This window comes from Nitrococcus sp., from assembly GCF_059432795.1.
In genome coordinates, this window is the sequence record NZ_JBXWZQ010000065.1 from 1 (window position 1) to 21763 (window position 21763).

General features: G+C 64.2%; 22 protein-coding genes and 1 pseudogene. 13 read left to right on the forward strand and 10 right to left on the reverse strand.

What is annotated here, in order from left to right; all coding sequences use genetic code 11:
* Window positions 1-201 precede the first annotated feature (201 nt).
* The 4 genes from AC52Q4_RS05145 (at window position 202) to AC52Q4_RS05160 (ending at window position 1767) form a co-directional block, all read left to right on the forward strand.
* Window positions 202-381 (forward strand): hypothetical protein, encoded by a 180-nt coding sequence (locus AC52Q4_RS05145; RefSeq protein ID WP_495535733.1) that lies wholly within the window; start codon window positions 202-204, stop codon window positions 379-381.
* Window positions 382-420: 39 nt separating this feature from the next.
* Complete coding sequence (locus AC52Q4_RS05150) at window positions 421-609, forward strand: hypothetical protein (protein ID WP_495535734.1); 189 nt, start codon at window positions 421-423, stop codon at window positions 607-609.
* 78 nt (window positions 610-687) lie between these two features.
* Window positions 688-1086: a tetratricopeptide repeat protein gene (locus tag AC52Q4_RS05155; protein WP_495535735.1), complete on the forward strand. Its 399-nt coding sequence runs from the start codon at window positions 688-690 to the stop codon at window positions 1084-1086.
* A gap of 30 nt (window positions 1087-1116) precedes the next feature.
* Window positions 1117-1767 (forward strand): hypothetical protein, encoded by a 651-nt coding sequence (locus AC52Q4_RS05160; protein ID WP_495535736.1) that lies wholly within the window; start codon window positions 1117-1119, stop codon window positions 1765-1767.
* Window positions 1768-1982: 215 nt separating this feature from the next.
* Here the strand turns inward: AC52Q4_RS05160 and AC52Q4_RS05165 are convergent, their stop codons facing one another.
* Complete coding sequence (locus AC52Q4_RS05165; RefSeq protein WP_495535737.1) at window positions 1983-2567, reverse strand: OsmC family protein; 585 nt, start codon at window positions 2565-2567, stop codon at window positions 1983-1985.
* A 193-nt stretch (window positions 2568-2760) separates the two neighbouring features.
* Between AC52Q4_RS05165 and AC52Q4_RS05170 the strand changes: the two genes are divergently transcribed.
* Entirely contained in the window at window positions 2761-3819 is a 1059-nt protein-coding gene (locus AC52Q4_RS05170; RefSeq protein WP_495535738.1) for a GlxA family transcriptional regulator, read from the forward strand.
* A 115-nt stretch (window positions 3820-3934) separates the two neighbouring features.
* On the opposite strand, the gene AC52Q4_RS05175 is transcribed toward AC52Q4_RS05170, so the two are convergent.
* Window positions 3935-4396 carry a ZIP family metal transporter gene (locus tag AC52Q4_RS05175; RefSeq protein WP_495535739.1) on the reverse strand — a complete coding sequence of 154 codons (462 nt, stop codon included), beginning with the start codon at window positions 4394-4396 and terminating at the stop codon, window positions 3935-3937.
* Window positions 4381-4650 carry a hypothetical protein gene (locus tag AC52Q4_RS05180; RefSeq protein WP_495535740.1) on the reverse strand — a complete coding sequence of 90 codons (270 nt, stop codon included), beginning with the start codon at window positions 4648-4650 and terminating at the stop codon, window positions 4381-4383. Before AC52Q4_RS05180 ends, AC52Q4_RS05175 begins: the two co-directional genes overlap by 16 nt.
* A gap of 507 nt (window positions 4651-5157) precedes the next feature.
* On the opposite strand from AC52Q4_RS05180, the gene AC52Q4_RS05185 reads away from it, so the two are divergent.
* Both AC52Q4_RS05185 and AC52Q4_RS05190 read left to right on the forward strand, forming a co-directional pair.
* A complete protein-coding gene (locus tag AC52Q4_RS05185; protein WP_495535741.1) occupies window positions 5158-7854 on the forward strand; it encodes a cation-translocating P-type ATPase in 2697 nt (898 codons plus the stop codon).
* Between the two features lie 99 nt (window positions 7855-7953).
* Window positions 7954-8763: an ion transporter gene (locus AC52Q4_RS05190; RefSeq protein ID WP_495535742.1), complete on the forward strand. Its 810-nt coding sequence runs from the start codon at window positions 7954-7956 to the stop codon at window positions 8761-8763.
* Window positions 8764-8813: 50 nt separating this feature from the next.
* Here AC52Q4_RS05190 and AC52Q4_RS05195 read toward each other — a convergent pair whose 3' ends face one another.
* From AC52Q4_RS05195 to AC52Q4_RS05205, 3 genes and pseudogenes are all read right to left on the reverse strand, one after another.
* Complete coding sequence (locus AC52Q4_RS05195) at window positions 8814-9281, reverse strand: CreA family protein (protein ID WP_495535743.1); 468 nt, start codon at window positions 9279-9281, stop codon at window positions 8814-8816.
* A gap of 137 nt (window positions 9282-9418) precedes the next feature.
* Window positions 9419-9940: a CBS domain-containing protein gene (locus AC52Q4_RS05200; protein WP_495535744.1), complete on the reverse strand. Its 522-nt coding sequence runs from the start codon at window positions 9938-9940 to the stop codon at window positions 9419-9421.
* A 48-nt stretch (window positions 9941-9988) separates the two neighbouring features.
* Window positions 9989-11417: pseudogene (locus tag AC52Q4_RS05205) on the reverse strand (RtcB family protein).
* Window positions 11418-11596: 179 nt separating this feature from the next.
* Between AC52Q4_RS05205 and AC52Q4_RS05210 the strand changes: the two are divergent.
* Complete coding sequence (locus tag AC52Q4_RS05210; protein ID WP_495535745.1) at window positions 11597-12163, forward strand: NADPH-dependent FMN reductase; 567 nt, start codon at window positions 11597-11599, stop codon at window positions 12161-12163.
* Between the two features lie 109 nt (window positions 12164-12272).
* Here the strand turns inward: AC52Q4_RS05210 and AC52Q4_RS05215 are convergent, their stop codons facing one another.
* Entirely contained in the window at window positions 12273-12800 is a 528-nt protein-coding gene (locus AC52Q4_RS05215; RefSeq protein WP_495535746.1) for a DUF488 domain-containing protein, read from the reverse strand.
* A 154-nt stretch (window positions 12801-12954) separates the two neighbouring features.
* On the opposite strand from AC52Q4_RS05215, the gene AC52Q4_RS05220 reads away from it, so the two are divergent.
* Window positions 12955-13503: a hypothetical protein gene (locus AC52Q4_RS05220; protein ID WP_495535747.1), complete on the forward strand. Its 549-nt coding sequence runs from the start codon at window positions 12955-12957 to the stop codon at window positions 13501-13503.
* Window positions 13504-13618: 115 nt separating this feature from the next.
* Here AC52Q4_RS05220 and AC52Q4_RS05225 read toward each other — a convergent pair whose 3' ends face one another.
* Together AC52Q4_RS05225 and AC52Q4_RS05230 are read right to left on the reverse strand one after the other, a co-directional pair.
* Complete coding sequence (locus tag AC52Q4_RS05225) at window positions 13619-15217, reverse strand: OpgD/OpgG family glucan biosynthesis protein (protein WP_495535748.1); 1599 nt, start codon at window positions 15215-15217, stop codon at window positions 13619-13621.
* A gap of 216 nt (window positions 15218-15433) precedes the next feature.
* The gene (locus AC52Q4_RS05230) at window positions 15434-16018 is read right to left on the reverse strand and encodes a DJ-1/PfpI family protein (protein WP_495535749.1); all 585 of its coding nucleotides are present in this window, start codon (window positions 16016-16018) and stop codon (window positions 15434-15436) included.
* Window positions 16019-16235: 217 nt separating this feature from the next.
* On the opposite strand from AC52Q4_RS05230, the gene AC52Q4_RS05235 reads away from it, so the two are divergent.
* From AC52Q4_RS05235 to AC52Q4_RS05250, 4 genes are all read left to right on the forward strand, one after another.
* Window positions 16236-16775: a macro domain-containing protein gene (locus tag AC52Q4_RS05235; RefSeq protein WP_495535750.1), complete on the forward strand. Its 540-nt coding sequence runs from the start codon at window positions 16236-16238 to the stop codon at window positions 16773-16775.
* A 274-nt stretch (window positions 16776-17049) separates the two neighbouring features.
* Window positions 17050-17490, forward strand: a complete 441-nt coding sequence (locus AC52Q4_RS05240) for a CBS domain-containing protein (protein WP_495535751.1) — start codon at window positions 17050-17052, stop codon at window positions 17488-17490.
* Window positions 17491-17980: 490 nt separating this feature from the next.
* Window positions 17981-19339: a nicotinate phosphoribosyltransferase gene (locus AC52Q4_RS05245; RefSeq protein ID WP_495535752.1), complete on the forward strand. Its 1359-nt coding sequence runs from the start codon at window positions 17981-17983 to the stop codon at window positions 19337-19339.
* Window positions 19340-19382: 43 nt separating this feature from the next.
* Window positions 19383-20000 carry a DUF4202 domain-containing protein gene (locus AC52Q4_RS05250; RefSeq protein ID WP_495535753.1) on the forward strand — a complete coding sequence of 206 codons (618 nt, stop codon included), beginning with the start codon at window positions 19383-19385 and terminating at the stop codon, window positions 19998-20000.
* Between the two features lie 134 nt (window positions 20001-20134).
* Here AC52Q4_RS05250 and AC52Q4_RS05255 read toward each other — a convergent pair whose 3' ends face one another.
* Entirely contained in the window at window positions 20135-21436 is a 1302-nt protein-coding gene (locus AC52Q4_RS05255; RefSeq protein WP_495535754.1) for a sodium-dependent transporter, read from the reverse strand.
* Window positions 21437-21763: the final 327 nt, after the last annotated feature.

Sequence of the window (21763 nt, forward strand, 5' to 3'; positions counted from 1 at the left end):
TTCTCGAATGACTCACTGATCCTCAAGCAGCTCACCCTACTGTGTCTGTCCTCTCTGCAAGAAGGTCTGCTGCGCTCATCCGATCATCCGATTGCCAATCTACTCATCTACCACACGGTCGAGGCCGCCCATCCATGACCGGTCCTCGAGGAAGCCAAGCGCCTTGAGGATCTTGTGCCCGGAGCCGGCCACCTCGTTCACATGCCGGCGCACATCTACATTCGGCTCGGCCATTACCACGAGGCAACGGCGGCGAATCTGCGCGCCATCAAGGCGGATCGACGCTATCTCGATGAGGTGAGCCGCTCGGGCGTGTACCGGCTCGGCTACGTGCCGCACAACTATCATTTCGGGTGGGCCACGGCCACGCTCGAAGGGTGAAGCAAGCTTGCGATCCGGCTCGCGCACGAGATGGCGGAGATGGTCGACGAGCAGGCAATGCGCAAGCGCCCCCTGACGACCCTGCAGCACTACTGGATCACCCCGCTGTACGCTTTGGTTCGTTTCGGCCATTGGCGTGAGATCCTGGCCTGGCCGGAGCCGGCGGAGGATCTGGTCTACCCCCGCGGCGTGTGGCATTACGCGCGCGGCATGGCCTTTACCCGCTAGGGCGACAGGGAGGCCGCGCACCGGGAGCTGAACAGGCTCAAGGCGCTGCGCGACGATCCTGGCCTGCAGTGGGTGACGGTGTGGGACATCAACAAGAGCCAACACATCCTCGACATCGCCTTCCATGCGCTCGCCGGCGAACTTGCCGCGGCCGAGGGAGACTTCGAGCAGGCGATCGAGTCGCTGCAGCAGGCCGTAAAGCAGGAGGATGCGCTGCGCTACGACGAACCGCCGACCTGGCACTTCCCCACCCGGCAGTCGCTGGGGGCGGTACTGCTGGAGGCCGGGCAGCCGGAACGTGCCGAAAGCGTCTATCGGGCCGATCTCAGCCGGTTCCCGGAAAACGGCTGGTCGCTCTTCGGCCTGCTCCAAGCCCTGCGTGAGCAAGGTAAGACGAATGCGGCCCGAGCGGTCCAACGCCGCTTCCGCGAAGCCTGGCGGCACGCGGATGTCGTGTTGACGGCGTCGCGGTTTTGAGCTCCGGCGGTCGATAAAGCGCGCGCAGCCATGACAACAAACTTCCTCCCTTGCGTGGCGAGGCCGGAGCACGAACGGCGCGGATTGCCGACCGACCTCCAGGGCGTGCTGACGGCGCTGGTCAATGGCCGCGATGCCGCCGGTATGGCTCTGCTTGAAACGCGAGCCTGCGCCGCCTATGCCCGCTTGGCCGAAACGGCGCGTTATCACAGCGCAAAACCAACGGTAGGCCCGGCGTCGCGCCGGGTATGGCAGTCCTTTCAGCTGAGCACCGCCCTGCCGCCGGAGTTGCACGCGCTTGCCGTCCGGATCGGCGGGCTCGTCAACGACGGTCTTCGCCTGCTGCATCCGCCGCCCTGTCCGCCATTCGCCTTCAATGAGCACACCCTTCAGCGCTACGCGACGGGCGCCTACGGCATTACGCCGCATCGCGACCACCGGCGCTATCGCTATCTGGCAGCTGTTGTCGTTCTCGCGGGCCGAGGGCGTTTCGTGCTCTGCGCCGATCGCGCCGGGCGCGACGCTTACGAGTTACCGGCGCCGGCCGGAACGTTGGTGCTGATGCGCGCCCCCGCGTTTGCGGACGCCGCCCGCCGTCCCTTTCACGCGGTGCTCGATATCGCCGCGCCGCGCCTCACGCTCGGATTGCGCTACGACAGCACGCGCCACGCTGAGACGTAACGGTAAGTGGGCGGGAGGCCGAAAGCCTCCCGCCGGGCCAAACGTGGAAAAGCTGCAACGGTGACCTGGTGCAGACAGCGAAGGGCAGGATTGCGAACTACCGCGGCAGACCCGACCCACCGGCGAGCTGCGAGAACGATCGCCGCGCGCGCCTCGCCACGATCGAACAGGATCGGATCCCGGGGTCGGCGATCCGATCCTGTCGGTGCCCTGGTTCAGGCGGCCGCCGGCTCGGCTTTCCTCCAATTCAGCGTCACCGGCACGGGTTGGCAGACCGTATTGCATACGGGCGAGTGATCCTTGGCGAACGCCAGCAAATCCTCGAGTTCCTGCTCACTGCAGTCGGCCTCGATCCGCATGTCGATCTGGATGTGCTTGTAACCAATCGGCGCCGCGTCATCCAGCGCGAGCAACCCCTGAAGGTCCATGGTGCCCGTCAGCTCGGTGGACAACGCCTTGACCCGTATGCCGCGGGCGGTGGCGTGCAGCACCGTCGTCGTCGTAACACAGCCGGCCAGCGCGTGCAGCAGAAACTCCACCGGATTGCCGCCCTCGTTGTTGCCCAGCAGCACAGGCGGCTCGCCGTTGGTGAAGACGAATGGCTCCTCCCGAGAGTCGTCCTCGCGTCCGGCCCCGTAGAAGGACTGAATGGTGGAACGATTCTCGCCTCCGCTGATCCATTGATTGCGCGCGCGGAACTCGAATTGCGCGAGCGAGGGGTCTTGGCGAAGCGCCTCGACGGTCTGGCTCATTTGCTCGAGGTTAAGGCCATTGCGGGTATCGTTGGATGAAGTGCTCATGGTCATGATCTCCTTCGCTGCCAGTCTCGTGTATCCATCTCATGGGCGACTGCCCGATTCGGGGGCCGGAATCGCTTGGCGTCCCGCGCTCTGAGCGCGCCCCGTGAGAGATACGATAGGCCTTGACACTACCCGCAATAAGATGGATTTTTGACGAAAACAGGCTTTTTGTGCCATTACATGGCAAATTCTTATGAGTCAAGCTCGAGCAAAGCCGATCGATGTGCTGATCGTCGCGGTACCCGAGACCGCGGGCTCGGCCTTGTACGGCATGGTCGATGTGCTAATGGCCGCCGGCACGCTATGGCACCAACTGGTGCGCCTCCCCTCCGAGCAGCCGCTGTTTGCGGTGCGCATCCTCTCACCGCAGCGCCAACCTTTTAATTGCGGCAACGGGATTCCGGTTAGGCCCGATTTCGCCGTGGTGGACGATCCAAGTGCGCCGATTGTGATTCTGCCGGAGCTTTGGCTCGGCCCGGACGAAGGGATTCACGGGCGCTATCCAGAACTGATGGACTGGATTCCACGGCAGTACCGCAAAGGCGCCGCCATTTACTCCGCGTGCTCCGGCGCGATCATGCTGGCGGAAACGGGTTTGCTTGACGGCTGCGAGGCCACCTCGCACTGGGGCTACCAGGAGCTGTTCCGTCAACACTACCCCAGGGTGCGTTTCCGACCCGAGCCCAACCTGGTGTTTGCCGACCCGGCGGGCCGGATCGTGACAGCGGGCGGCACCACGTCGTGGCACGATCTCGCGCTGCACATCATTGCGCGCTATGGCAGTCCCGGCGAAGCCATGCGCATCGCCAAAGTGTATCTGCTCAAATGGCATGCCGAGGGTGAGTTGCCCTATGCCCCGCTGGTGCGTCACGCGCCGCACGCTGACGCGGTGGTCAATGCCTGCGAGCAGTGGCTTGCCGAGCACTACTGGGAAGGAGACGCCTTGCAGCGCACGGTGCAACGCTCCGGCCTTCCCGAGCGGACCTTGAAGCGGCGGTTCAAAGCGGCAACCGGCACCACGCTGATCGACTATGTGCAGAACCTGCGCATCGACGAGGCAAAGCGGCTTCTGGAGAGCACCCACGCCCCGGTCGATGAAATCAGCGCTCGCGTCGGCTATGAAGACACCTCCTTTTTTCGCCGCCTGTTCAAACGCCGGACGGGATTGAGTCCGCGCCAGTACCGGCGCCTGTTCCAGCCGATCACGCTAGCACTGGACCCTGAAACGCGTTCACGTGCTAAGAAATTATGAACGCGAGACAAAATGGTTTTGCGCCGGATGCCGCAACGGCCGGGCTCTTGCTGCGCCCGATGAGCGCTGCCGGCAAGGCGCTCCCGCGGCCGTTGGTTCCCGCGCGGGGCGGTGCCTAGGCGACCAGTGCATGTCCGAGCATTCCCACCATGAAACCGGAGACAGCTCCGAGTGGCGGCGCCCAGTGCTGCTCGAGGTAAGCCTGAGGGGCGAGATCCTCAAAGGTGAGGTAAAGTATGCCGCCCGCTGCGAAAAGCATGACGGCGCCGAGCACATCGGGCGCCGAGCGCAGATAGACCAGGCCGAACCACGCTGCAGCGGGGCCAAGGGGCACAAGAGCGCAAAAGGCCACAAGCACGGTGGTGGCGCGAATTTTCGTCGTTAGCCGAAGCTCGCGGTAGGCGTTGAAGCCTTCCGGGTAGTTTTGCAGCGCGATAAGAATGGCCAGCAGCAGACCAACCGCGGGCTCGGTCGCGAGCGTCGCACCCATGGCCATCGCTTCCGGTACGAAGTCGAGCAGCATAGCCATGAGCTGTGCGCTGCTGCCGCCCCCTCTCTCGATCAGCCGATCGAACATGAAGAATGCGAGCCCCCGCCGCCAAAGGCCGCCAGAGCTTTCCACGTCGGCAGGTGGCGCATGCCCTCGGGCACGAGCACGAGCGCGACGGCTGCCAGCAAAGCCCCGCCTCCGAAAGCGATGACGGAATGGCGAAATTCCGTCTCGAGCCACTCGGGCTGGATGTGCTCGAAACGAGCCGTCATACCGCCGAGCGGGATTGCCGCGCCGGCGAGGGAAGCGTATAGGACGGCCAATGCCATTTCGCTCAACACGACGCCACCATTCTCTCCGCCTGGGCGTGATGGGCGAACCCCAAGGGCTGGGCAATTTTCGGCACAACAGCGGGAGCGACCACTTTCTTAGCACCCCCCTTGGATGGGTCTCCCCCATTACCCAAAGATGGATCCGTGCCGCCAGCACAAGCTCCTGACGAAGTTGTCCACAAAATAGGTATAGAGTTCCACAAACCGTGAGTTTAATGCTCGGGATGGGACTTGTTTAATGATGCCCGCGGCGTGCGCTCGATCAATCGCACGGTCTTCCACCAGGGTTTTGAGTACTAATAGGCCCACTCCCGGCGCGTGCCCTGGCTGGACAGATACGCAAACCGATCCATGATCGAAAGAGCCTTGACGGGAGCAACGCGAGCGGTGTCGATTGCTGAATGGCCGAACCCACACCCTTACTGCCACTCGTGGCCGGTCGATCGAGGCTGTGGGATGCCACCATCAGGCGGAGAGGTTTTATTCTGTTGAGGCTCTACTAATCCGGGGCGTCCTATGAACGATCAATCGACTGCTTATCGCTCGCCGGCCTATACCCAAGACACCGAGGCAGTCCTAAGGCGGTTCGGTGTAGACCCTTCGTATGGACTGACCAACCAGCAAGCGGCCGAACGGCTCCGGGAAATCGGGCTGAACCGGCTGCGCGCGAAGCGGCAGAAACCAGCGTGGCGCATCTTACTCGATCAGTTCACCAGTCCGGTGGTCGTACTGCTTCTGCTCGCAGTGCTCACCGCGGCGCTTTTCGCGCAGTTCGTTGAGGCCATCGCAATCGCTGCGGCGTTGTTTATCAATGCTGCAATCGGCTTCATTACAGAGTGGCGTGCACGCCAGTCGATGGAGTCGCTGCGGCGTATGGGCCAGATGAAGGCAACGGTACGGCGCAACGGCAAGGCCCGCGAGATCACCTCGGAGGAAGTCGTTCCGGGCGACATCGTGTTGCTGCAGGAAGGCGGGATGGTGCCTGCCGATCTGCGGCTTATCGATACGGAGAATCTGCAGTGCAATGAGGCGGCGCTGACCGGCGAGTCCGTGCCGGTTACGAAGGATACCGACAAGCTGGAGGACAGCGAGACCCCATTGGCGGAGCGCAGAAACATGGTGTTCAGTGGCACCGCCGTGACGCGGGGCCGAGCCGATGGTGTCGCAGTGGCGACCGGAATGCAGACCGAAATTGGGCGCATCTCAGAGTTGGTGGAGGAGGCTCAGGAGGGCGAGGCGCCTCTGGAACGCCGCCTTGAGCGGCTAAGCAAGCGCCTGATCTATCTTGTCGTAGCGGTCGGATTCGCCGTTGCCGCTTCGGGCATCGCTGCAGGCCAGGAACTGTTCCTGATGATCGAAACGGCGATTGTGCTCGCCATCGCCGCGGTTCCGGAAGGGCTGCCAATCGTCACCACGGTCGCTCTCGCCCGCGGCATGTGGCGCATGGCCCAGCGCAACGCGCTGGTCAAGCATCTCTCGGCCGTGGAGACCCTGGGTGCCACTACGGTGATCTTCTCGGACAAGACCGGCACTTTGACGGAAAACCGTATGGTCCTGCGCCGGATCGCACTTCCGGCCGGAGACATGGAACTCGTGCGCGAGCATGGTCGGACCGAATTCCGCAGCGAAGGCGAGTCGGTGGCCCCGAAGGCCCGCGATGACCTGTTCGTCGCGTTGCGGGTGGGCGTGCTGTGCTCGAATGCAGCCCAGGACGCTGCCGGAATCAAGGGTGATCCCACGGAGGTGGCGTTGCTCGAAGGCGGGCTGGCCGCCGGGCTGGATCGCACCGCGCTTTTGGAGGAGCTTCCTGAACAAGGGGAAGAAAGTTTCGATACCGCAACGAAGAAGATGGCCACATATCATGCCAGCGGCGGGCAGACACTGGTGCTTGTGAAGGGCGCGCCCGAGGCGGTTCTCGATGCGTGCACTCGGGTGCGCACAGAAACAGGCGATTCGATTGAGCTGAACGACCAAGCCCGTGATCGGTGGCGAGAGCGCAACCGGGTCCTGGCGGCCGACGGCCTGCGCGTGCTGGCGGTGGCGGAGAAAAAGGTGTCGGGCGTCGATGAGCCCGCGTATCAAGGCCTAATTCTGCTGGGCTTGATGGGTCTTTATGACCCGCCCCGCGAGGCGGTCAAGGACGCCATTGCCAGTTGCCGCAAGGCCGGCATTCGCGTGGTCATGGTCACCGGTGATCAAGCGGCGACCGCAGGCAATGTCGCCCACGCTGTCGGCATCGCCGATTCGCAGGCACCGCGGGTACTGGCAGGTCGGGACCTGCAGCACGCAACGCCTACGGACGAGAACATCCGAGAGGTGACCGTGTTCGCCCGCGTGGCGCCGGAGCAGAAGCTGCACTTGGTGGAGGCATTTCAGAAACGCGGCGACATAGTGGCGATGACCGGCGATGGCGTCAACGACGGGCCGGCGCTGAAAAAGGCCGACATCGGCATCGCCATGGGCAGGCGCGGCACTGATGTGGCCCGGGAGACCAGCGACATCGTACTGACGGACGATGCCTTTGAGAGCATCGTCGTCGCCGTGGAGCAGGGCCGCATCATTTTCACCAATATTCGCAAGTTCGTGATCTATCTGTTGTCCGGCAACCTGGGCCAAATCCTCGGTGTCTCGGCTGCGGCAATTGGCCAGGCGCCGTTGCCGTTGCTACCGTTGCAGATCTTGTTCCTCAACCTGCTCCTGGATGTATTCCCGGCCCTGGCGCTCGGTGCGGGAAGAGGTAGCGGTACCGTTATGCACCATCCACCCCGGGATCCCAAAGAGCCGATTCTAACCCGCGGCCACTGGTGGGCGATCACCGGCTTCGGAGTGCTGATGGCCGTGGCGTTGTTGCTGGCATTTGCCTACGCGCTGCTGGTATTGAAGTTGGATACCACCCGTGCGGTGACGATGGCGTTTTTAGCCTATGGTTTCGCGCGCCTCTGGCACAGCTTCAACATGCGCTCGGTGGATACCGGACTGATCCGCAACGACATCAGCTGCAATCCTCACGTGTGGGGAGCCATTGCGCTGTGCGCCATACTGCTGATAGGTGCCGTGTACGAGCCGTTTGTCGCCTCCATTCTCAAGCTCGAGCCCCTCACCGCCGCACAGTGGGCGGTTGTTCTCGGCGCCAGCCTGATTCCCCTAGTGCTCGGACAGGCCGCGCTCGGCGTCATCAAGGCCGTTTCCTCATCCCGCAGTGCTTGCCGCTGACATCGCGGCGCGCACATCGCGCGACAGGAGGATGGCTTGTGAGGGCGCGGGCCTTGCTCGGCTGCATCGAACGCCAGCGACCCAGCGTAGGGACGAACAATGAACGATACACCCTCACTACGCGAGCGGCTCTACGAAATCATCTTCGAGGCCGAGACTCCGGCCGGCAAAGCCTTCGACGTTGCCCTGCTGCTGGCGATCGTACTGAGCATCGGCGCCGTTTTGCTCGACAGCGTACCGCAGATCAACGCGCGTCATGCGCATATCCTGCATACGGCCGAATGGACCTTCACGCTGTTGTTCACCCTCGAGTATGCGCTCCGCCTCTACTCGGTACGTAACCCGCGCGCCTATGCGGTGAGCTTCTACGGCATCGTGGATTTGCTCGCGATACTTCCAACTTATCTGAGCTTGGTCCTGGCGGGCGGACAATCACTGATCGTGATTCGGGCGCTGCGGCTGTTGCGGGCGTTCCGCATTCTCAAGCTGGTGCAGTTCGTGGGCGAGGCCGCGCAGCTCAAACGCGCGCTAATGGCGAGCAGCCGGAAAATTCTGGTCTTCCTGGGCACGGTGCTGACGCTGGTGCTCATCATCGGGGCCATGATGTATTTGATCGAAGGCGGTGCGCACGGATTTCACAGCATCCCGCAGGCGGTCTACTGGGCAATCGTCACGCTGACGACCGTTGGCTATGGCGACGTGGTGCCACACACCTCTGTCGGCAAGTTGCTCGCTTCCCTGGTGATGGTGCTAGGCTACGGAATCATCGCCGTGCCGACCGGAATCGTTACGGTGGAGCTCGCCAATGCGACCCGCATCTCGGTCAACACGCGTGCCTGTCCCAGTTGCGGGCGCAGCGGCCACGACCTCGATGCGAATTTCTGTAAATATTGCGGTGGGGAGCTTTAGGCCGAGTCGGTTCCTGCCGTCCGTGATTGACCGGGAAGCAGACGGCTCGCTTAGTCACCTTCCACCGGAATCTCCTCGCCGGGTCGGGCCACGGCCGTGATGGCGTTGTCCGGATGCCCCTCGATCAAACGATCGGAATAGGTGAGATAAACGAGCGCATTGCGCTTGACATCGACCATGCGGACCACCCGCACATGCTTGAAAATCACCGAGGCGCCCTTTCTGAACACTTCCTCGCGCAGCGGTAAAGGCTTGCTGAAATGGATTTCCCCCACCTGACGACAGGCCACGGAGAAGCGTGCGGGATCTTCGGCAAGGCCAACGGCGCCTTTCAAGCCGCCGGTCTTCGCGCGGGAGAGATAGCAGACCACGCCGGCCACGTCGGGGTCGTCGAAGGCCTCGACCACGATCTTATGATCCGGACCGAGGAGCTTGAAGGCCGTATCGACATGGCCGATTTCCTCGGCCCCAAGCCAGACCGGCAGAAAAAGCAGGCTGAAAGCGAGCAGTCGTTTCACGATCACGAACCCGATAGGCGAGAGTTGGCTTTTGGCGTGAGAGTTTAACGGAATGCGAGGCGTTATCCGAATCCGGCATTTTTCGCAGCCTCGGCTCGGCCGCCGGCGGTGGCAGAAATGCTCGGCACGGAGCGCGCTCAGGGGCGCTGCTCGATCTCGCGCTCGCGCTGGCGCCCGACGACGGCTGCCAGATCATCCAGCATCTCGGCGAGCAGCCCGACCAAGTCGTCCACGGTAACAATCCCGACCAGAGCGCCATCGTCGTCAATCACCGGAACCCGGCGCACGCGACGCCCGCGCATCATCTCCAGCGCGTCGAAGAGGCTGTCCTCCTCGCGCACGAGGAACGGGGAGTCGACCACGATGTCGCGCACCGTCAATTCCTCCGGCTCCAGGCCCGGCGCCAAGACCTCGACGACCAGATCGCGGTCGGTAACGATACCGACCGGCACCCGCCGGCCGTTGCGCGTTTCGATCAGCACGAGGTCGCCCACGTGGTGCTTGCGCATGAGCCGGGCGGCGGACTTGATCGACTCGTCGGCCGCGATAACGATCACGTTGCGATTGCAGTACTCACCCACCGTCATGACGTTCACCTTTCGGTTGTAGCAGCCCCCGCGGGTAACCGCGCTCTTACGGATCGACCCCGTCGTGTACACGAATGTGCCTGCCGCTCCTGACTTGCAGCGATGCGAAGTGGCGAGGAATCAACCCTTGATGCACACCATCGGCTCGAGTTTGGCCACCGTGCGTGTCAGGCCCGCCCGGGAGGCGGTGTCGACCACGGCGCTGACGTCCTTGTAGGCGAGCGGCGCCTCCTCGGCCAGCGTGCGCATCGACGGGCTGCGCACGAGGATTCCCCGGGCCGCCAACTCCTCGCGCAGTTCCCGGCCGTGCCACCGACGCACGGCCTGGCGGCGGCTCATGGCCCGGCCGGCGCCATGACAGGCGGAAGCGAAGCTCAGCGCCGCGCTCTCCTTGGTGCCCACCGCAACGTAAGACACCGTCCCCATCGTCCCGCCGATCAACACCGGCTGCCCGATCGGACGGAGCATCGCCGGCAAAGCGGGATCGCCCGGACCCAATGCCCGCGTGGCACCCTTGCGGTGCACATAAAGCGGCGTCCGCTTGCCTTCCAGCTCGTGTTCCTCCTCTTTACAGGTATTGTGCGAGACATCATAGAGTATAGTGAGCTCCGCCTTGGGAAGGACCTCGGCAAACACTTGGCGCGTGAGATGCGTGATGATCTGGCGATTGGTAAGGGGGCAGTTGATCCCGGCCCGCATGGCGCCGAGATAGGATTGGCCGAGCGGTGAGGCGAACGGCGCGCAGGCGAGCTCGCGGTCCGGCAGCTTGATGCCGTGCTCGCCTACGGCCGCCAGCATCCTTTCCATAAAGTCGCTACCGATTTGGTGGCCGAGCGCGCGTGAGCCGCAATGAATGCTCACAACGATGTCGCCCAGGCTGAGCCCGAACGCCGAGCCGATCGCCGGATCGTAGACTTCGGCGACGTACTGCACCTCCAGGTAATGATTGCCGGAGCCAAGCGTGCCCATCTGATCCCGCTGGCGGTCTTTGGCCTGGTCCGAGACCTCCGCCGGTCGCGCGCCCGGCATGCACCCGTACTCCTCGATCCGCTGCAGATCCGCGGGCGCGCCGTACCCGCAGGAAACCGCCCATTCGGCACCACCGGCAAGCATGGCGTCCAACTCGACACGGTCCAGGCGCATCGTTCCTGGCCGTCCCATGCCGCACGGGATCTCTGCAAAGAGCGCCTCGGCCAACCGCTCTTGAGCGGCTCGAGCTCCGCCTTGCGCACGTTGGTGTGCAGACAGCGCACGCCGCAGGAGATGTCGAAACCGACCCTCCGGCCGAGATCACGCCGCCATGGGCCGGATCGAAAGCCGCCACGCCGCCGATCGGAAAGCCATAGCCACCGTGCGCGTCGGGCATCGCATAGCATGCCTTTACAATGCCCGGTAGCATCGCCACATTGGTGGCCTGCGCGTAGACTGTCTCGTCCATGGCGCGCAGCAGTGCCTCGTCGGCATAAATGATCGCCGGTACGTGCATGCCGCCCCGAGGCGCGATCTCCCAGGTGAGCTCGTCACACCGGATGAATAGCGACGGGTCCATGTTCCCAGCCCCTCTCAAGCCGCTGATATGTCTGCGCACGCGCGGCACGACGCGCAGCGCTTGCTTATCCGCGCGCGACTGCGTTGCTTTCGCGGCGGCGGGTCGGATCCCGCTGGCGTCCGCCTGCGCGCCACCGGGTAGACTTATACTGACCGGCCTCAGCAGAGGAGACGCACGGTATGACCAGGATCATCGGTATCGCCGGCAGCTTGCGCAAGGGCTCCTACAACGCCGCGCTGCTGCACGCCGCCACGGACTTGCTGCCGTCCGGGGCGACGCTTGAAATCGCCTCCATCCGAGGCTTCCCGCCCTACGACGGCGACTTGGAGGCCGAGGGGCTTCCGGAGCCTGTCTCCGAGCTCAAGTCGCGCCTCATCGCCTCCGACGGCTTGCTGCTCGCCTCGCCGGAGTACAACAACTCCGTCCCGGGCGTGCTCAAAAACGCCATCGACTGGCTGTCACGGCCTCCGGAGGACATTCCGGCCGTCTTCGGGGACCGCCCCGTGGCGCTCATGGGCGCCACGCCGGGCGGCCTCGGCACCGCCTTGGCCCAAAGCGCTTGGCTGCCCGTGCTGAGGACGCTGCGCATGCGCCCCTGGTTCGGCGGCCGCCTGCAGCTCCCGCGCGCTGGCGATGCGTTCGATGACGCGGGCACGATCACGAACGATCAGGTACGCGAACAGCTGCGAGCGTTCGTTCATGGCTTCGTCACCTTCGTGCAAGGCGGGCAAACCCGGTCGGGATGACGGCATGGCGAAGCGTCGAGGCGAGACGGTGCGCGGCAGCGCTCCGCGGTTCAATCAGCCACTCGCGCCGCGGCGGCCACGTTCGGCACTGCCCGCGCCCAGTGCGCGCTCACCTGTCTTTGTCGACCGGCGCATAGCACAGCCGGCCCTCGAGGATTCGCGCGGGCGCCGTGTACGGATGTGTAACCGCTTTATGCGCTCCAAGTATATGCACCACTTCCATGCCGCGAACGCGCAGTGCATCGGCAATGAGTGCCCGGTGGCAACGCCACCATACCGCCTCGGCACACATCAGCGTGGTGCGCTCGATCCGCGAGCGCTCGATCAGCTCGCGCAATCCGCCGGCGAACGCCTCGCTGCCCATGTAATCCGCGTAGCCGCGAAAGGACGCGTTGCGCCAGGCGGTATTCGGCGAATCCGGCACGGGGCGGCGACGCCCACCGAGCGCCGCTAGCCAGTAATAGGCAACGCCGTGCTCCGCAAGCGCGGCACAAAGGCGCTCTCTGCCGTACTGTGGCTGTCTCCGGGAACCGGGGAAGCGGCGCACGTCGACAAGGGCGTCGAGCCGGTATGCGCGCAGCAGCTCGAGAAACGTATCCAATGGGTGGTTCGAATGACCAATGGTCCAAACGCGCACGTTGGATCCCCTTCTGCGCTACGCTGTGTCCCGCTAATCTAGCGCAGGCGCTACGCTGGGGTGGCTTTCAGCCGATAAGGCCTAGTGTTGTGAAAAGCGCGGCACCTGACGAACCCCGCCCCCGGCACGACGAGACCAACAAGGACTGCCCGCGGTGAGTTACCCGACTTCAAGAATCATCTCGCCGGCCCTCGTGGCCGGCCTTCTGGCCTTGGCCAGCGGGTGCATGACCTCGAACGCGCGGGTCGAACCCTACCGTATCCCTCAGAGCGGCATCGAGGAGCTCGAAGCCGACTACGGCGACCCTTGCGCGACACCCTGCGCGGCCGGGACAAGCGAAGATACCGAAGAGGTGCGTTTCACGCTCACGTCCGAGCAAACCGTTGAGGCGGCCTACGCGCGGCTAAAGCGGGAGTTCGGATCGCCCGGCGATACTAAGCGCGCGTCGAGCGAAGAGCCCGCCGCCCACGAGCCCGGGGACGAGGCCGGCGCGCCTCACGGGACGGCTGACGGTGAATATCGCATGCAGGCGCAGCGGACCATCGGCGGCCACGCCGGCGTGCTACGGATCGATATCGAGCCCAAGAAGCACGGCGGCAGCCGCCTTGCCGTGGCTTATAAGGCCGGTGGTGCCGGACGCTTTCCTGCCGGCGAAGGCTTCCGCCGGCTCTTGGCGGCCAAAATCCGGGAGGCGTTGCGCTGAGCGCCGTGCCGCCCCATTCCTCGCCCACGCGCCTCCCCTGGGGAGCCAAGCGCCGGTTTCCCGCCCAGGCGGGGCCCCATTCGCGACTGCGCCGAAGGCCGATCAAGACGGATCATCAATCGCTCGCCGCGAGGGGAAGCCCATGATTGCCCGGGAAATATTGATATACCCACGTTTCCGTGAGGGCCTGCTCACCCAGGCGCAGGTGGCAGGAGAGATCGACGGGCTCCGTGCCGTCGGCCAGCAGATCGAACGCGGCGCGCCATCGCCCGGTATCGACCACCTTGAGGGCGTAAGGGTTTTCTATGGCACCGCGGGAGGCCCGAACGATCACCGCAACATCGTAGCGTGCCTCGAGCTCGTCGAGAGAGCCGCCGGTGAAGTCGATGACGAACTTGCGCCCGTTCACCGGACGTTGCGCATGCTGACCGGGAATGCCGGAACGGCCGATGCGCGTGGCCACCACCCGCCCGGCCGAGGGTAGATACGGCTCCGTGGCGACCCAATACAACCGGTAATCCAGGTTCCAGCGCGTGTCCTTGCGCGCGGGTTGCTTCGGCACCCAAAAGGCGGCCACGTTGTCGTGAATCTCGTCGTCGGTCGGCATCTCCAGCAGATGCACCGCGCCATCGCCCCACTCGCCTTTGGGTTCCACCCAGACGCTGGGGCGACGGTCGTAGAATACCCCATCGTCCTGGAAATGATCGAAGTCGCGGTCGCGCTGCAGCAGCCCGAATCCCTTGGGATTATGGTCCAGGAACGTGTTGGTCTGAATATGCGGCGGCGCGTTCAGCGGCCGCCAAATACGCTCGCCCTGCCCCGTCCATAGCGCGAGCCCATCGCTGTCATGGATTTCGGGCCGCCAGTCCGTGCCCCGGCGGTGGTTGGTTTCGCTGTACCAGTACATGCTGGTCAGCGGGGCGATTCCGAGCTGCGCAATATCCTCGCGCTGAAAGAGCTCCGCATGGATATCCATCGTCACCGCCGCTTCCTTGTGGCAGTCGATTCGGTAGGCGCCGGTAAGGCTCTGCCCTTCGAGCAGCGCGTACACCGTGATGCTGTTGTCGCTTTGCTGTGTCTGCTCGAGCCAAATCGCGATGAAGCGCGGAAACTCCTCCTGGCGTTCGGGCACGCCGGTATCGACTGCGATACCCCGCGCCGAGAGCCCGTATTGGCTGTTCTCCCCGGCGCTGCGGAAATAGCTCGCTCCCATGAAAGCGAGCCAATCGCCCGAGGCCTCGCCGGGATTGAGAACCCGGAACCCCGCAAAGCCCAGATCCGTGGGCACCTCGCCGGCCAAATCCGTCGCGCTGTAGTCGAAGAGGCTCGGAGCGTAATGCACCCGACGCGCGCGGCCGTCCTCGACGAGGTGGATCGCAACCGGCTGTTTGGCGTACCGCCCGAGATGAAAGAGCTCCACCGGCATGGCAGCGGGATCATTCGCCCAGAGTGCTTGCTCGCGTCGAAAGCGAATCTTCTGGTAGGTGTCGTAGTCGATGGACTCGAGAAATTTCGGGTGGCTTGCGGGCGCCGGTCGAAACGCCCGACTGGCAAGCCCGCGGGCCCGCTCGCGGAGTTGCTCGAAACTGAATGGTACCGGGCCGGCGAGCGGCGGGCCGGAAGCGGCCAGCGCCCACCTGATTTCCAGCGGTGAAACGACCGCCAGTCCCGCGATCGCGGATAACAATTCACGACGCGTCAGCTTTATTTTCATTTGCGACACCCTGGAGCACAAACGACGGCACTCCGTACGCCCGTCGAGCGATTTCAACAACCACAGGGGGCATTTCAACGGAACACGTGCACTGCGGCAAAGTATGCCGTGCCGAGCGGCGGACTGCGGCTTGCTTCGGCAGCAGGCCGGCCGCCTCGGGCCAGCCGCCTCGTCCGGCGTCGTCAGCCTCGGCCCGCCGCGCGCCCCGCGACACCATCACTCGTGGCGGATGCGCGTGCCGAGAAGCTCCAGGAATTGTGCAATCCAGGCCGGATGGGCCGGCCATGCCGGGGCGGTCACCAGATGCCCCTCAGTCACGGCCTCGGTGACCGGAATCTCGGCGTATTCGCCGCCCGCCAGGGCCACTTCGGGTGCGCAGGCGGGATAAGCCGAGACGCGCTTGCCCGTGATGATTCCGGCGGCCGCGAGAATCTGCGCGCCATGACAGATCACCGCCATCGGCTTTCTTGCCCGATCGAAGTCGCGCACCAGGTCGAGCACCCGGGCGTCCAGGCGCAAATACTCCGGTGCCCGCCCGCCTGGTAACACGAGCGCATCATACTGAGCCGCGCGCACCTCGGTGAACGCGGCATTGAGCGAGAAGTTGTGGCCCGGCTTTTCTGTGTAGGTCTGATCGCCTTCGAAATCATGGATGGCCGTGCGGACACTCTCGCCCGCCGCTTTTCCCGGACACACGGCATCGACGGTATGGCCAAGGGCACGCAGCGCTTGGAATGGAACCATGATCTCGTAATCCTCGCCGAAATCACCGACGATCATCAGAATCTTCTTTCCGCCCATCGGCTCGCTCCTTCGTGCGTCGCTGAAACGATCAGGGAATATAGGGCGTTCTCCGCGCGCTACCGGCCCATCCGCCGCCGCCCGCTTCGGACCAGTCACGCCGGGGCCGTCGCTATTGCCTGGTGCCGCTGCTCATCCTTCATCAACTCCGTGCAGAAAGGACGCTCGGTGGCTACTCTCATTGAAGATCGGACAACGCGCGGCAACGGAGGTATCCATGCAAGCGATGATCGGCAACGTTACCATCGAGTGCATTGTGGGCGATATTACGGCACAGCCGGATGTCGATGCCATCGTCAACGCCGCGAATGCCGAGCTGCGCTCCGGCGGCGGCGTCGCCGGAGCGATTCACAAGGCCGCCGGCCCGGATCTGGCCGAGGAATGCCGCCCGCTGGCACCGATCCAACCGGGCGAGGCGGTCATCACCTCCGCGCAACGCCTGCCCAATGCCCATGTTATCCACTGCCTGGGACCGGTCTACGGGCGGGACGAACCCTCGGATGCGCTGCTTGCCGAATGTTATCGCAACGCGCTGCGGCGCGCCGAGGAGCATGAGCTTGGCCGCGTCGCCTTCCCGGCGATCTCGACCGGGGCTTTCGGCTATCCCATGGGATCCGCCGCGGAGGTGGCGCTGCGCACCCTCACCGAGGAAGCCCACGGTTTGCGCCATGTGCACCTTGTTCGCCTGGTGCTGACGGGCGATCAGGCCTACCAAACCCACTGCGAGACCCTCTCGCGCCTTACGTCGTCGATCTGAGGCACCGGCCCGCACCTCTGTTTCCCTGGCTCGGGGCGTTCGCGCCGGAACCGTGGCCGCCTGCCGGGGCGGATGCCTTCACAAGAGGCGAGGACAAGACCCGCTGATAGAAGGAGCACGCGGCTCGGGGAAGTCGGAACCCCGCTGGCGGGGATCTGTCCATACGTTAAACCGAGAACGGCAACGCCGAGGGAGTCGGCGGCTCACGAGCTGTCGAAGGGGGGCCGTTAGAGCTGAGATTCATCGTCTAGCCGCAACTAGGGAAGGGTGGACCATGCAGATACAAGAGATCATGACCCGAAACCCGGTGTGCTGCACACCGAGCACCTCGATGCAGGAAGCGGCCAAGCTCATGGCCGATAATGATTGCGGCGAGATCCCCGTGCTCGATGAGCAACGACGACCGATCGGCATCGTAACCGATCGGGACATAACCTGCCGGGGTGTCGCGCAAGGCAAGGACGCGCAGACCGCGGTGAGCGACATGATATCGAGCCCCGTTTTCACCACGACGGCGGAGGCGAGCCTGGAGGACTGCTGCAAAGTGCTCGCAGAGCACCAGATCCGCCGCATCCCGGTCGTGGACCAAAACGGCGCCTGCTGCGGCATGGTATCCCAGGCCGATATTGCCCGTCATGCGCCCGAGCAAGGAACGGGCGATCTCCTGCGGCGCGTTTCGCAGCCTACCTCGGGAGCGTCGCATACGCCGAGGTGAGTGCACGCGCCTCCTGCGACGCAGCGCAACGGACGAATGAGTGTTTCAGGAACATACGCTGACCAACGCATGGCTTGAGCGCCGCGAAAATACGTTGCGTAGATCGCCGTTACCGCGCGAACGCGGTAACGGCGATTTCATTTCAAATTACAAATTATCGCCCTCAGCGGCTACATTCATCAAAAAGTGAATGGTTTCATCGGCTTCGTATCCGCCGCATGCGGATGATACGCTGGGCATCGCTAACTGTTTGATGAGCCGCGCTGCAATTAAGGCGACGGGCGGGCGGGCCGCCGCTTGCGCGCGCGTATCGGCTCGACGGTGGTGCCCATCGGTCGCGATTCATGACACCATCCCCGCTATACGGCACGCGAAGGCTGCGGAGGGCGGGCGCGGCAAATGAGCCGACGAGGCACTTACGCGCTATGCTTCATTCTGTGGCCGCCACTGGGCAAAAAATCCCATGACGCCGAACAGCACGAGTCATCGCATGCAAGACTCGTCCGAGGGTATCGGTCAGGAGACGTTCGCGCTTTTCACCGATCTCTACGAACTCACCATGCTGCAGGCATACATCGAAGAGGGCATGACTGAGGACGCGGTCTTCAGCCTCTTCGTCCGCCGGCTGCCGAAGCGGCGCAATTTCCTGCTGGCCTGCGGGCTCGATACCGTGCTGGATTACCTGGAGAACCTGCGCTTCAGGGACGCGGATATCGCCTATCTCGCCTCGCTCGGCCGATTTTCCGAGCGTTTCCTCAACTGGCTGAGCGATTTCCGTTTCACCGGCGAGGTCGACGCCGTTCCGGAAGGCACGCCCGTCTTCGCCAACGAGCCCATCCTGGAAGTCGTGGCGCCGCTGCCGCAAGCACAGGTCGTCGAGACCTTCATCATGAATCAGGTCCACATGCAAACCGTGCTTGCCTCCAAGGCGCAGCGTGTCGTGAGCGCCGCGGCGGGGCGACCCGTGGTTGACTTCGGCCCTCGCCGAATGCATGGCATCGACGCGGCCGTCAAGGCCGCGCGGGCGTTCTACATCGGTGGTGTAGCCGCGACCTCGAACGTTTTGGCCGGACGGCGCTACGGCGTCCCGGTCGCCGGCACCATGGCCCACAGCTATATTCAGGCCCATGAGGATGAAGCGCACGCTTTTCGGGCTTTTACCCAGACCTATCCCGAGACCGTGCTGCTGGTGGATACCTACGACACCCTGACGGGCGTGCGCAAGGTCATCGAGCTCGCAAAAGAGCTTGGCGAGGAATTCAAGGTCAAGGCGGTGCGCCTCGATTCCGGCGATCTCGGAGCGCTCTCTCGCCAGGCGCGGCAGCTGCTCGACGCCGCAGGTCTCGAACAGGTAGAGATATTCGTCAGCGGCGGCCTCGACGAAGATGCAGTCGAGGCGCTCGTCTCGGCAGGCGCGCCCATCGACGGCTTCGGTGTGGGCACCAGCATGGGGGTATCGAGTGATGCCCCCGATATGGATATCGCCTATAAGCTTTGTGAATATGCCGGCAAGGGACGTTTGAAGCTCTCCACCGGCAAACCCGTGCTGCCCGGTCGCAAGCAGGTGTTCCGCATGAGCGAGGGCAAGCAGGATGGAGGCGATGTGATCGCCCGGCGCGGCGAAACGCTCCCCGGTCGAGCCCTGCTCGCCCCCGTGATGCGTGAGGGCAAACGCCTGCCCGAAGCAAACACCGGGCTCGAGGCCACGCGCCGTTACGCGCAAGAGCAGATCAGCCGCCTGCCGGAGGCGCTCCGCGCCGTAGCAAGCGTCGAGCGCGCCTACCCCGTCGAGGTAAGTGCAGCGCTCGGGGAATTTCAGAGGCGGGTCAAGGAAGAAGTCGCCTCTTGAACGCGAGGGCCTAAAGCGAGCAAGCATCGGCGACCCAACACGAATGGACGTGGAGAATGCACTGGTGGCGCAACCAAGCGCGCGTTATCGAACAGCGATCGAGCGTTTCGATACCCTGCATGCCAAAGACCCACGGCGAGAGCGCGTCTTCGGTAAGGAAATCGCTTATGAGCTGCTTTATGCCGAGCGTATGAGCGAGTGGCTCGAGCGCGTCGCACCGCAGGCCTCGGAGGCGCTGCAACTGGCGGCGCGTGCCCAGCATCTGCAGCGCTGGCAGATCCCGCGCGACGATTATCCCAGGGACCGCCGCGGCTATCTCGCGTGGCGCCGTGAGCTTGGGCGCCGCCAGGCCGAGCGGGCGTCACAACTGCTGAGCGAGGTGGGCTACGATGAGGCGACCTGTCAGCACGTCGCCCGGTTAATCCGCAAGGAAGGCCGACTCACGGACCCGGATGCGCAGGCCCTGGAGGATACCGCCTGCCTGGTCTTCCTGGAGCATTATTTCTCGGAGTTCGCGGCGGCGCAAAGCGAGGATAAGCTACTGCGCATCGTGCGCAAAACCTGGGACAAAATGTCGCCGCGGGGGCAAACGCTGGCCGCAACCATTCCGCTCGCGGCTGCGCAACAAGAAGTGTTGCGCAAGGCATTGGCCGCGGTCTAGAAAAAATCTACCCCGCGGGATACTAGAACCCCCTGCTCCCGCGGATCGGGACTCCAAGGCGATCGGCAGGCCAGGATTCTCGCGCAGCCTCTCTCGAGCCCTGCGTCGATGAACGCAGCGTCAGCGAGCCGTCATCATCCAAAAACGAGTGAGAGGAAGACGGCGAGCACCGCCACGGGGCTCACCCAGCGAATCATGAAGCGCCACGCCCGCGTTACGCCATTCGCGCCAAGCTCGCTTTCGTGCTCGGTATGAACCAGTACCCAGCCCGCAAAGCAGGCGATCAGCAGGCCGCCGATGGGCAGGAAGTAGTTCGAGGTCAGGCCGTCGAGCCGCTCGATCCAGACGCTATCGAGCGCGCACGGGATACCGGCGAGAAACGTCATGCCACCGCAGACCCAGGCGGCGGTCATGCGCCGCCAGCGCCACTCATCGACAAAATAGGCAACCACCACCTCGAGCAGGGAAATCGACGAGGTGAGCGCGGCGAGGCTGAGCAGCAGAAAAAACGTGAACGCAAGCACCCCCGTCCACGGCAATTGCGCGAAGGCGACCGGGAGGGTCTGGAAGGTGAGACCCGGCCCGGCCGCCGGCTCGAACCCGAAGGTGAAAACGATGGGAAAGATCGCCGCCCCCGCGAGAAGCGCGACGGCGGTGTCGGCCAACGCCACATAGAGGGCGGAAAGTGACAGCGATTCACGTGGCCCCAGATAGCTCCCGTAGGTGATCATCGCTCCCATGCCGAGGCTGAGAGAGAAGAACGCCTGCCCCAGCGCCGCCAGCAGGCTCGCGCCCGAGAATTCCCCCCAGCGCGGCGTCAGCAGGAACGCCGCCGCTTCGTCCGCTCCCGACAGCGTCAGTGAAAAACCGCCAAGCCCGATCAACATGACCAGCAGCGCCGGCAGCATGATACGCGAACCGCGCTCGATGCCGGAGGCGATGCCGCCCGCCACGATAATGGTCGTCGCGACCATGAACACCGCCTGCCAGATAATCTGCCGTGGGGCGTTGCCGATGAGGCCATCGAAGAGGGCACGTATTCCGTCGCCGCCGACGTCTGAAAAACGCCCGGAGGCGCTCAGGAACATGAAGTCGAGCGTCCAGCCCGCGACGACGCCGTAAAAGCTCAAAATCAGGAAGCCTGACAGCACACCGAGCCAGCCGCCGAGCACCCAGAAACTGCGCGGGCGAAGGCTCTGAAAAGCGCCGATAGGATTGCGTCGACTCGACCGGCCGATCATCAGTTCGGCCACCAGGATGGGCAGGCAGATCGCAAAAACAGAAACGAGATAAATGAGAATGAACGCCGCGCCGCCGTTCTCCCCGGCGACGTAGGGGAACTTCCAGATGTTGCCGAGGCCGATCGCCGATCCCGCGGCGGCGAGAACGAACCCCAGGCGATTGGACCACGAGCCGCGGGCCGATTCCGCGCTCACGAGCTAACCTCCTTGCCGAACAGCAGCGAGCTGAACATCCCGACACAAAGGCGGCCTGCCAACGACCGGCCCGGGAGAAACCTCCACCGTTCCGACCTTCCGATCAGCCGATCCCCCATCCGGACGGAAACAAAAGCACGCAATCGCTCATTCGCCTCTGCGGATTGCGGCCGGGGCGCCTCGAAATACGAGCCGGGTGCGCCGCGCTCCGCGCCTCCCGCCACGACCGGCCCCCACCCGCGCACGAGTGCAGCATGCCGTGTCCGAAGCGCAGCACAACGCGTGCGCGGAGGAAGTCTAAGGGATCAAGGGGCTGCCATCAACGGT

What these genes read in the sequence shown, in the direction of transcription:
- AC52Q4_RS05145 (WP_495535733.1), top strand. Translation starts at nt 202, where the DNA reads ATGCCGGCGCACATCTACATTCGGCTCGGCCATTACCACGAGGCAACG.
- AC52Q4_RS05150 (WP_495535734.1), top strand. Translation starts at nt 421, where the DNA reads ATGGTCGACGAGCAGGCAATGCGCAAGCGCCCCCTGACGACCCTGCAG.
- AC52Q4_RS05160 (WP_495535736.1), top strand. Translation starts at nt 1,117, where the DNA reads ATGACAACAAACTTCCTCCCTTGCGTGGCGAGGCCGGAGCACGAACGG.
- AC52Q4_RS05165 (WP_495535737.1), bottom strand. Translation starts at nt 2,567, where the DNA reads ATGAGCACTTCATCCAACGATACCCGCAATGGCCTTAACCTCGAGCAA.
- AC52Q4_RS05170 (WP_495535738.1), top strand. Translation starts at nt 2,761, where the DNA reads ATGAGTCAAGCTCGAGCAAAGCCGATCGATGTGCTGATCGTCGCGGTA.
- AC52Q4_RS05175 (WP_495535739.1), bottom strand. Translation starts at nt 4,396, where the DNA reads ATGTTCGATCGGCTGATCGAGAGAGGGGGCGGCAGCAGCGCACAGCTC.
- AC52Q4_RS05185 (WP_495535741.1), top strand. Translation starts at nt 5,158, where the DNA reads ATGAACGATCAATCGACTGCTTATCGCTCGCCGGCCTATACCCAAGAC.
- AC52Q4_RS05190 (WP_495535742.1), top strand. Translation starts at nt 7,954, where the DNA reads ATGAACGATACACCCTCACTACGCGAGCGGCTCTACGAAATCATCTTC.
- AC52Q4_RS05210 (WP_495535745.1), top strand. Translation starts at nt 11,597, where the DNA reads ATGACCAGGATCATCGGTATCGCCGGCAGCTTGCGCAAGGGCTCCTAC.
- AC52Q4_RS05225 (WP_495535748.1), bottom strand. Translation starts at nt 15,217, where the DNA reads ATGAAAATAAAGCTGACGCGTCGTGAATTGTTATCCGCGATCGCGGGA.
- AC52Q4_RS05230 (WP_495535749.1), bottom strand. Translation starts at nt 16,018, where the DNA reads ATGGGCGGAAAGAAGATTCTGATGATCGTCGGTGATTTCGGCGAGGAT.
- AC52Q4_RS05235 (WP_495535750.1), top strand. Translation starts at nt 16,236, where the DNA reads ATGCAAGCGATGATCGGCAACGTTACCATCGAGTGCATTGTGGGCGAT.
- AC52Q4_RS05240 (WP_495535751.1), top strand. Translation starts at nt 17,050, where the DNA reads ATGCAGATACAAGAGATCATGACCCGAAACCCGGTGTGCTGCACACCG.
- AC52Q4_RS05245 (WP_495535752.1), top strand. Translation starts at nt 17,981, where the DNA reads ATGCAAGACTCGTCCGAGGGTATCGGTCAGGAGACGTTCGCGCTTTTC.
- AC52Q4_RS05250 (WP_495535753.1), top strand. Translation starts at nt 19,383, where the DNA reads ATGGACGTGGAGAATGCACTGGTGGCGCAACCAAGCGCGCGTTATCGA.